Source organism: Robinsoniella sp. RHS, assembly GCF_001029355.1.
In the GTDB taxonomy this organism is placed as follows: Bacteria; Bacillota; Clostridia; order Lachnospirales; family Lachnospiraceae; genus Robinsoniella; species Robinsoniella peoriensis.
In genome coordinates, this window is the sequence record NZ_JNGB01000251.1 from 1 (window position 1) to 2,305 (window position 2,305).

The 2,305-nt window shown below is 38.7% G+C and carries 1 protein-coding gene; it reads right to left on the reverse strand.

Annotated features, from left to right (window positions below):
* A partial coding sequence (locus tag RHS_RS29360) for a beta-L-arabinofuranosidase domain-containing protein (RefSeq protein WP_047835224.1) occupies nucleotides 1–1,753 on the reverse strand: 1,753 nt, incomplete at its 3' end.
* Between the last annotated feature and the right edge of the window lie 552 nt (nucleotides 1,754–2,305).

A 2,305-nucleotide genomic window follows, 5' to 3' on the forward strand; every position in this document is an offset into this window, starting at 1 on the left:
ATAAATTTTCTTCATAACTCTCCTGCAGTTCCTGCTCCGGATCCAAAAATATTGCCGGAAGATTTTTACCATTATCCACTTCTTCCAGGCAATACACAACCGGACCCTTCATGATTGCAACTTTGCCCACATCTTCTTTAACCAGGGGATTGGCACGCAATATTCTGGGAACTAGTGCAAATTTATAAACCAGCGAAGGATTTTTTCCTGAAATCATTACTTTTGCATAGCCTTTCTGAACTTCCGGATAAATTGCCTTTCCATCCAGTATAAGACCATACTCTTTCACGTATTCAGGTATCCGAATAGCCAACTCAAATTCCGCTTCATCTTCATTCTCAATCGTAATTTCTATCTTTCCATCATTGGGAAATGCTGTCTTCTGACTCAGGTGAACCGGGTGTCCTTCTATCTCAACCACTGTCTCACTTGAGATAAACAGGTTGATCCAGATAGAAGATTTATCATAAAAATAAATGTATTCTCCAATGGATGCCAAGGTTCTGGCTATATTTGGCGGACAGCATGCAACGCCAAACCATTTTTGACGAACAGGCTTTACATGCTCCATGGAAGTTCTTGGCATACAATTATCCGGCCATACCTCCAGCGGATTAACATAGAAAAAACTCTGTCCATCCATTGCCACACCGGATAAAAGTGTATTATACAGTGCACGTTCCACCACTTCCATATATTTTGCATCCCTTGTGATCTGTGCCATTCTTCTTCCAAAGAGTGCCAGTCCAATAGAGGCGCATGTTTCTGAGTAATTGCGGTTGTTAGGAAGATCATATCCTGTGGTAAAACGTTCCAGTAACCCGGAACTCCCTATACTTCCCGTGATATACATTTTTTTATAAGAAATGTCATTCCATAAATTCTCACAGACCTGAAGCAGCTCTTTATCCTGATATTCATACGCCACATCCGCCATAGCACAGTACATATACACCGCCCGGACTGCATGCCCCTCTGCTGTATCCTGCTCCCGGACCGGCTTGTGTGACTGGGAATAAAGAGGCAGGTAATTTTCAAATTCTGGGAAAATCCTCTTATAATCCGGTCTTTTTTCTTCCTCCAGGAAATAATTGGGCTCCCTGCCCCTGCGCTCCAGAAATTCTTTCGCCTGTGCAAGATAGGTTCGATTTCCGGTCACTTCATATAACTTCACAAGGCCAATTTCCACTTCCTGATGTCCGGGATAACCATCTTTGTTATTTTCATTAGAAAACACTGTGCAGATCAGATCAGCAAATTTGCAAATACAGTCTAAAAACTTTCGTTTACCGGTAGCATTGTAATAAGCAACCGCCGCTTCCATCAGATGTCCTGCCGTATATAACTCATGACCTTCTTCCAGGTTACTCCAGCGTTTTTCCGGTTCTTTAATTGTAAAATATGTATTGATATAGCCATCCGGCTGTTGCGCCGCTTCAATCAGATCAATTACTTCATCTGCTGTATTTTCCAGTTCTTTATCTGTGTGAGATGCCAGTGAAAGTGCAACTGCTTCCAACCACTTTGCTACATCGGTATCCTGAAACACCACTCCGTAGAATTCACCGGTCTCTCTTTTTGCTGCAATTTTAAAATTCATTAACCCATGGCTTGTCTGGGCACCCGGTATTTTATCATTCAGAATATTCCACTGATATGGGATAATCGTACTTTTTACCAGGTCTATATATCTATCCCAATAGGAATCCCGTATCTTCGTACGGTTTAGTTGAACTAAGGTTAGTTTTTCCATAAATGCCTCCGTCCGTTTCTTATCGATACCAGCGCTTTGTCCTGCGGGTTTGATTAAACGTTTTATCTGATATCGATACTATACTACAGTTTCCAAAATAATGCAATACCTTTTTTCACAAAAATGACAAAAAAAATATGTACATGCTAAATTACATGTACATATTAACGTCTATATGTGAATATTTTATATATTATATATGCTGATGTGTCTATTAAATATCATTCTCCTTACGATTAATCGTTTTATCTAAAGATAGTTTTGTCTAATAATCCTTTTATCCTCGGATTGTTTTATCCATTGATTGTTTTATCCATAGATCATTTTATCTACAGGTCATTTTATCCACAGATCCTTTTATCCACAGATCCTTTTATCTACAGATCCTTTTATCTACAGATCATTTTATCTACAGATCATTTTATCTACAGATCCTTTTATCTACAGATCATTTTATCTACAGATCCTTTTATCTACAGATCATTTTATCTACAGATCATTTTATCTACAGATCATTTTATCTACAGATCCTTTTATCTACAGATCATTTTA